At 58.5% G+C, this 1,470-nt stretch carries 2 pseudogenes; one reads left to right on the forward strand and one right to left on the reverse strand.

From position 1 onward, the window contains the following. A pseudogene (locus ACXRVY_RS28815) lies at nt 1-1,014 on the reverse strand (transcription-repair coupling factor); the annotation flags it as partial. A 270-nt stretch (nt 1,015-1,284) separates the two neighbouring features. Between ACXRVY_RS28815 and ACXRVY_RS28820 the strand changes: the two are divergent. Beyond that, nucleotides 1,285-1,470 (forward strand): annotated as a pseudogene (locus ACXRVY_RS28820) (hypothetical protein); the annotation flags it as partial.

Here is a 1,470-nt window from a genome sequence, read left to right on the forward strand (position 1 = left end):
GGCCACCACGCGCGGCCAGTTCTTCAGGCGCGCGAAGCAGTCCTCCACTGGCAGGAACAGTTCGGCGGGAGGTAATAAAGGACGGGAGGGGTCGACGCGGCGTTCTTCATAGCGATTGCGCACGTCGTTCCAGAAGTTTTCCGCGGCCTGTTCGATACCGGGCAGCGAGAACACTTGCGTGTCCTGGGGCAGGTAATCGAACAGCGTCGAGGTTTCTTCGAAGAACAGCGGCAGGTAGTACTCGATGCCGGCTGGCGTAATCCCGCTGCTCAAGTCCTGGAAGATCGGGCAGCGGCGGAAGTCGACGTCAAAACGCTCGCGGAACCGGGCCTTGAAACGGGTGACCGCTTCTTTCTGCAGCGGGAATTCCCTGGCCGGCAACAGCTTGACCGAGTCGACTTTGTCGATCGAGCGCTGGTTCTCCGGGTCGAAGGTGCGCAGGGTTTCGATTTCGTCGTCGAACAGATCGATGCGATACGGCAGCTTGCTGCCCATCGGGAACAGATCGATCAGCGAACCGCGAACGGTGAACTCGCCGTGTTCATACACCGTATCGACGTAGCGATAACCCGTGGCTTCAAGCCGGGCGCGCATTTGCTCGACGTCGAGCTTCTGGCCGATATCCAGCACCAGGCTGCTGCCGAGCAGGAATCTGGTCGGTGCCAGGCGATGCAGGGCGGTCGTGATCGGCACCACCAGCACGCCATGGCTCAGTTCCGGCAGCCGGTACAGGCTGGCGATGCGCTGGGAAATGATGTCCTGGTGCGGCGAGAACAGGTCGTAGGGCAGGGTTTCCCAGTCGGGAAAGTGCAATACGGGCAAATCCGGGGCGAAGAAACCCAGCTCCTGTTCCAGCCGTTCGGCACTTTGGCTGTCGGCGGTCAGCAGCAGGGTAAAGCGCTTGGCAGCGCTGGCGGCCTCGGCGATGGCCAGGCTCAGGGCGGCACCGGGCAGGTTGCCCCAGTGCTGTTTACCTGCCGCGGCAGGGAGAAGCGGTAGACGCAGAACGGGCACGGAAGGTTGAGCTCCAAGCGTTGCGACAAAGTCGACAATTGTAGCGGTCAACGATGCCGCCTGTCAGTTGCTGACTGCGTCTAAAGCGACGGTCTGATGAAATGTAGTGGTAAAGACAAAATTCAGCGGTTTTTTACCGGAAATTACTGAATATGTAGTGGCAAATACAACGAGTGTTACGGAGGGTTACGGATAAGGACGCGTGACCTCCAAAAAATTGACTTCGCTGCAAGCCCCGGTTTTATTGGGCTTGCGCGAGGCGTAAGTTTTTTGAACGACGATTTGTTACGAAAAGCACGACGGGCGCGCATTGCTACAGCTGTCACTCGGCGGCATAATGTAGCCCCTTTTTTCTGCCCCTACATGTGGAAGGTTCCCGTGACTCAGAAGCCCGACCAGTGTCTTGGTGAATGGATCGACCGTRAAGCACTCGCAGAAGCGATGATTCCGCTTATC

This window comes from Pseudomonas sp. P5_A2_2, assembly GCF_054177685.1.